The sequence below is a fragment of the Massilia sp. Root335 genome, assembly GCF_001425685.1.
GTDB classification, from domain to species: Bacteria; Pseudomonadota; Gammaproteobacteria; order Burkholderiales; family Burkholderiaceae_D; genus Telluria; species Telluria luteola.
Window position 1 is genome coordinate 198231 of sequence record NZ_LMCY01000012.1, and the last position, 6565, is coordinate 204795.

The 6565-nt window shown below is 62.5% G+C and carries 4 protein-coding genes and 1 pseudogene; 3 read left to right on the plus strand and 2 right to left on the minus strand.

Annotation, left to right across the window (positions count from 1 at the left end; translation table 11 throughout):
* Positions 1 to 954: pseudogene (locus tag ASC93_RS09785) on the minus strand (XylR family transcriptional regulator); the annotation flags it as partial.
* Between the two features lie 408 nt (positions 955 to 1362).
* Positions 1363 to 1851 carry a helix-turn-helix domain-containing protein gene (locus ASC93_RS09790; protein WP_082547901.1) on the minus strand — a complete coding sequence of 163 codons (489 nt, stop codon included), beginning with the start codon at positions 1849 to 1851 and terminating at the stop codon, positions 1363 to 1365.
* Positions 1852 to 2524: 673 nt separating this feature from the next.
* Between ASC93_RS09790 and ASC93_RS09795 the strand changes: the two genes are divergently transcribed.
* The 3 genes from ASC93_RS09795 to ASC93_RS29620 all read left to right on the plus strand — a co-directional run.
* Positions 2525 to 3121: a PEP-CTERM sorting domain-containing protein gene (locus ASC93_RS09795; protein ID WP_157201828.1), complete on the plus strand. Its 597-nt coding sequence runs from the start codon at positions 2525 to 2527 to the stop codon at positions 3119 to 3121.
* A 33-nt stretch (positions 3122 to 3154) separates the two neighbouring features.
* The gene (locus tag ASC93_RS09800; protein ID WP_056440555.1) at positions 3155 to 5506 is read left to right on the plus strand and encodes a sialidase family protein; all 2352 of its coding nucleotides are present in this window, start codon (positions 3155 to 3157) and stop codon (positions 5504 to 5506) included.
* A 34-nt stretch (positions 5507 to 5540) separates the two neighbouring features.
* Positions 5541 to 6565: glycoside hydrolase family 43 protein (locus tag ASC93_RS29620; RefSeq protein ID WP_200958294.1), on the plus strand; the 1025-nt coding region annotated here is incomplete at its 3' end.

The following is a 6565-nucleotide window of genomic DNA, read 5'->3' on the forward strand; positions in this document are numbered from 1 at the left end:
GTGCTTGATCAGCTGGTAGCGGCTGGACGCGTGCACGTTGATGCCGGCCGGCGGCACCACGATCGGCGTCTCCGGCGGGCGCACCCCGTGCAGCATCTGCTCGATCAGATGGGCTGCCGCGCGCCCCATCTCCTGCGCGCCCTGGATCACGGAAGTGAGCGGGATGCGGGTGAGCCTGCGCACCAGCGGGTCGTTGTCGATGCCGATGATCGCCACCTGTTCCGGCACTTCGATGTCGGCGATGATGCAGGCCTGCAATAGTTGGCGTGCGCGCGCGTCCGAGACGGCGATGATGCCGACAGGTTTGGGCAAGCTCCGCAACCAGTCGATCTGTCCCTGGACCGCCCCGTCCCACGAGTGGACGCTGGTTTCGCAGCCCCGGAAAACCTTCGCTTCCAGCCGGTCGCCCCGCATCAGGCTGCGGAACGCATTCTCGCGCTCCTGCGCCCAGCGGTTTTCCTCCGTGGCGGGAACGCTGAACATGGCAAAATGGTGCAGGCCGACGTCGATCAGATGCTGGCGTGCCAGTTCGACCAGCTTGACATTATCGGTCGCCACATAAGGCACCCCGGCGGGGTAATTGGCCGGGTCGGCATAAGAACCGCCCACCGCCACCACCGGTACACGACAGCGCGACAACGCTTCCGCCACTGCCGGATCGTCAAAATTGGCGATAATGCCGTCGCCCTGCCAATGCTCGATGCCTGACAGCCGTAATCGGAAATCTTCTTCCAGGAAGATATCCCAGGCCGCGCGGGTATTTCCAAAATAGGCGGCAATGCCGTCAATGACGTCGTGATCGAATACATTGTTCGCGTTAAATAACAGCGCGATCCGGTGTACTTTCGTCGTCTTCATTTTACTTATGTTCTTAGAAAACATTTCCGAAACTTCCACAGTTGCGTTTCGCTTCTCTCGCCGGCTGATCGCGGCGCGACTTGCACCCACACGCATGCACCACGCGCGCCGGCCTCAAAAAGCGGGGCAGCCAAGCTGCCCCGCAAACCACTGCGGGAACCCGCCGCGGAGGAGATAAAACTGTGTGAAGGCCAGGATAGACGCGATCTTCAACACGCAGCCCGGCCACTTACGTCCGCGGGCGGGAGGTGTCAGCAGAACCCGGCCCATGTGTGAAGCGTAGGCCGTCTGCCATGGGCGCCGATATCTCCGCCGGTAGAATTTCTTGCAAACCGCAGAAATTGCAAGCAATGTTTGCCAGAGTGAAAATCGGCCGTGGCCGCCGGCGCAAGGTCGGGCAAGCGGGCCGGACGAAATGGCAGGCGCGCCCCCGTGCTTGGCGCGGGCGCTGGACGGCAGCGGTTCAGCCGCGGTGTTCAGGACGGGTGGTGAGGGCGAACAGGATCAGGCGAGTGGTTCTGTCGGCGGGCTGCCAAATTCTTCCTTGAACAGCTTGTTAAAATAAGGAACATTCGCGTATCCAACGAAATACGCGATTTCCGAAACGGCGGCGCTGCTTTTTTCAGTCAGCATCCGGGATGCCTCAGTCAGCCGCAGTTTATTCAGGTAACTGGTGAATGTCATGCCAAGTCCGGACTTCAGCACTTCATTGATTTTATAACGGTTAGCCCCGGTCCGTTCCACCACGACTTCCATGTCCAGTTTGGGATCGGTATAAGCGCTGGCGATATACCGCAAGACCGAAGCCTTTTCCTTATAGAACTCCAGCGTTAACTGGCGACAGCCCACCAACGGCAAATTTGTTTTCATTTTTGATTCCACACCGGCCAGACAATGCGCGGGAATGGGCCCGGAACAACCCGGCACCAAATGCAATGCAACCACCGAGGATAATGACCGCCAGCGCCGCCGGATAGCGATAATCGCGACCATGCAATGTCAGTTCGCTGACCAGCCTGGCCCGGCCGGTCGTCAGCGCGCAACCTGTGCACCGCGGCTGGATCCGCTGCATCCCGCACTCGCGCAAGGCACTCGGGGGCGCCCGCCCCTGTCCGTGCCCATGTCTCCCGCCGATCCCGACTGCTCCACGATCAGGGCGTGGGATGGCAGCCATTTCTTCCGGCCCGCTGGCGCGGGCTTCCGCCAGCGGGCCGAGTTTCACCATGGCCGGCTTTGCTTGCAATTTCTGCGGTTTGCAAGAAATTCGCCTTCCAGCGCTATCGTTGCCCATGACGGCCAGCCTATGCTTCGGACACGGGCGAGGCTCCGTTACCGTCCCCCGGTCGCAGACGAAAAATAATTGGGGGGCAGGTCCACTGTTGAGCGTGTGCTGCCTTCATGCGAACGGCGCCGATCGCGCAAATCCTGGTGTTTGCACAATTTTGACTCTCTTTCACTTGTGCGTTCGCGCAGTGATTTTCACTGGGCAGCCTTGGCTGCCCCTTCTCTTGCGTGCGCCAGGCACGCTGTGGCGGCATCTGCACACCCGGCAAGGGGAAGTGCTGGCTGAACGGCAAAGGTGTCCTTCGCAAGGCGGAATCGCGAGCTGGCGCTGGAGCCGCACCGGGAACAAGAAGCGCAAATCACAACAACACAGGAGAATGAAATGACGACAATGAAGTCGAAGAAGATCTTCACTGCCCTGGCCCTGGCCACAGCGGCCACGAGCGCCAGTGCCACCGTCCTCACCTTCGACAGCCTGACCGCGATGGTCTACGGCGACGGCGCACCGCTGCTCGCCAACATGAACTACAACGGCCAGAACCTGACATATCTCGAATCGGGCTTTCAACTGACCTTGAACGCGCCCAATGCGGCCCCGGGCGCCGCCCATATCAGCGACGGCACGTATTCGGAGCAAACCTACAACTGGCACGACGGTTTCGAAAACGGCTCGGATACCTTCGTGAGCCTGACCCGTGTCGGCGGCGGCCTGTTCAATCTGCTCGGCTTCGATTATTACGCCGACGGAAGCAGCGTCTGGGCGGACGGCAGCCTGGTCGGCTTCATCCAGGACGAGGGCAGCTGGAGCATGGGTTTAAACGGCATCGGCGAGCTGCGTCTCAGCTCAGGCGCATTCAACGAACTCGACAACCTTAATGTGGAAACGGCGGCGGCTGCGACCGTGCCGTTGCCCGGCACCTTGTCTCTGCTGCTGGCAGGTCTTGCGGTCGGCGCCCTTTCGCGTCGTCGCCAGCAATAACCGATACACTATTTTTCTGAAGATAAAAAGAATATGAAAATAAATAAAATCATCGGTCTTGCCAGTGTCGCGGCAATCCTGCTGTCCGGCTGCGGTGGCGAAGGCGGCGACGCCTCGAAGCCTCTGCCTGTCGCCGCTGGCGCCAGCGTCGTCTCCACCAGCGTCACCGCCGCCAGGGTGGCAGCGCCAACCAGATGGGCAAACGTGAAGATCGGCGGCGGCGGCTATGTGCCCGGGCTGATCTTCCATCCGACCAGCCCGGACGTGCTGTACGCGCGCACCGACATGGGCGGCGCCTACCGCTGGAACGCCGCCAACGCGGCCTGGGTGCCGATCACGGACGGCTTCGGCGCCGCCGACACCTTCTACCACGGCTCCGAGACCATGGCGCTCGATCCGAACGACGACAATCGCGTCTACATGAGCACCGGCATGTACCTGTCGGATCAAGCCGACGCGCGCCTATACATTTCCACCGACCGTGGCGACCACTGGACCTACGTCAACTTGCCCTTCTCGGCAGCCAGCAACGCCCAGGGCCGCGCCGTCGGCGAGCGCCTGATGGTCGACCCCAACGATCCTGCGATCCTGTTCTACGCAACGCGCACGACCGGCCTGTGGAAGAGCGCCGACCGCGGCCAGACCTGGCAGCAACTGACCTCGCTGGCATCGCACAAGATGACCAATGCAGAAATTGACACCGCCCAATGGCGCGGCGTGGTCGGCATGGAGCAGGTGATCTTCGACACCTCGACCAAGGGCACCGGCAACGCCACGCAGACCATCTACACGGCCGTCGCGCCGGACTACGCCGCCGTGGCGGGGCTGGCCTACAGCATGTACAGGACGACCGACGGCGGCGTGACCTGGACCGGCATCGCCACGCCTGTGACGGGCTACTACATCCCCCACATGGTGCGCGCCAAGGATGGCATGATGTACGTCGCCTTTACCAAGACCACTGGCCCAGGCGCCGAGGGTCCGGCAAGACTGTACAAGTTCGATGGCAGCAATTGGACGCTGCTGAAGCAGTATGACCCCACGTGGGTCAACTTCGGCATGGGCGGCCTGTCGGTGTCCGGCACCGGCGCGACCACCCGGATCGCGCTCGGCGTGACCAATTCCTGGGGCAACTGGGAAGGCCAGCATATTGTGCAATTGTCGGATGATGCAGGCGCCACCTGGCGCGAGATTTCCGCCCAGACCCCGCACGTCGGCGAACAGGCCATGTGGTCGGGCTGGCCCGACGACGTCGAGATCGACCCGAACAATCCTGAACGCATCCTGCATGTGACCGGCGGGGGCGTGTGGGAAACCAGGAATGCGTCGGCGGACAAGCCGACCTGGAACTTCATTACTGCCGGGATGGAGGAAACCGCGACGCTGGCCCTGATGGCGCCGCCGCCGGGCGCGAACTACCAGCTGCTCAACAGTTCGGGCGACATGGGCATGGTCGTCCATACGGAACTCTTCAAGGCGCCGACGCGCGGCCCGCAAGGCTGGTTCAGCAACAGCAACAGCTCCGACATGGCCTGGTCCAATCCGGCGTATATCGCCACGATCGGCACCACGACCTGGAACCACCCCAACGTGGCGGGCGCCTACTCCACCGATTCGGGCCTGACCTGGACTGCCTTCGCAGCCAACCATCCCGACGGCATGACCCACCAGGGCGGTGACTCGACGCTGGCGGTCACCAAGCCGGGCAATATCATCTGGGCGCCGAACGATTCCGTGCCGGCCTACACCACCGACAGTGGGGCAAGTTGGACCTACACCAATCTGCCGGCCGTGGAACCGGGCACGAGCTACCGCCTGGCGGCCGACCGCAAGAATCCGAACCGTGTGTATGCGTACCAGGCGGGCGGCGGCTGGTGGCGCTCGGCGCCGAAGGCCTACTACTCGACCGATGGCGGCCATACCTTCACGGAGAGCAGCCAGTTCTCCACCCTGGGTCCGCGTCCCGAGTTCGTCTCCAACACCTCGCTGGCCGTCAATCCCAATGCCGAAGGCGACGTGTGGGTGACCGACTCGCACAGCATCTTCCACTCGCTCGATGGCGGCGCCACCTGGACGAAGCTGAGCGTGACGGCGTCGATCTGGGGTGATCACCCGACCTGGTCATGGCCCGTTGTGTATGGCGCCACCAGCATCGCCCTGGGCAAGGCCCCGCCCGGCGCGAGCTACTCGGCCTCCGTGTATGTGGTCGGCGTGATCAACGGCGTGTGGGGCGTGTACCGTTCCGACGATGGCGGCACCACCTGGCGCCGCTTCAACGACGACACGCACCAGTACGGCGGTATCGGCGTTCTGGCGGCCGACCAGACGGTACCCGGCCGCCTCTATATGGCTGGCAGCGGCCGCGGCATCTTGTTCAGCTACTGACACACGGTGCCCGACGCTTTGGAGAAGTAAGCTCATGCAAAAAACAACCCGTTCCGCTGTCGTTCTCTTGTCCGTGCTGGCTACGCTGCCCGCGGTGTCATCCGCGCTCAACCCGGTCGTTCAGACGATGTACACCGCGGATCCAGCCCCTGTGGTCCATGACGGCACGCTCTACCTGCTGACCAGCCACGATGAAGAAGTCGGGAAAGCCGGCAACTTCAACCTGAAGAACTGGGTGCTCTCCTCGACCACGGACATGGTGAACTGGACCCAGCATGGTGTAGTCGCCTCGCTGCGGGATTTCCCTTGGGCCGCCAAGGAGATCTCCGGCTGGGAAGGTTTTGACAACGGCGCCTGGGCTCCGCAGATGATCGAGCGCGATGGCAAATGGTATCTCTATGCCCCGCTGCAAGGCCGCGGCATTGGCGTGCTGATGGCCGATAATCCCCTCGGCCCCTTCATCGATCCCATCAAAAAACCGCTGATCCGCGGCAACTACGACAGCATCGATCCGACCGTTTATATCGACGCCGACGGCCAGGCCTATCTCGCCTGGGGCAACCCCGGTCTGTGGTCGGTGAAGCTGAACAAGGACATGATTTCCTACGACACCCGCGTTGGGGAGAACGGCATCATTCGTCATCCGATGACGGTGAAGGCCTTGGGCGAGCGCGTCCCTCCGGACGCGCAGCGCGGCACGTCGTACGAAGAGGGTCCCTGGCTCTATAAGCGCAAGAATCTCGATTACCTGTTTTTTGCCGCGGGTCCCATCCCTGAACATCTCGGCTACGCCACCGGCCCCACACCCGAAGGCCCGTGGACCTACGGCGGCGTCGTCATGACCCCGCAAAGCGCCTTCACCAACCACCCGGGCGTCGTCGATTTCAAGGGCAAGACCTACCTCTTCTACCACAACGCCGCGCTCCCGGGAGGCGACGGTTTCAAACGTTCCGTGTGCGTCGATGAATTGAAGTTCAACCCGGATGGCTCGGTCCAGACGGTCCAGCCGACCAGGGAAGGCCCGGCACCGGTCGCCACCCTCGATCCCTACCAGCGCGT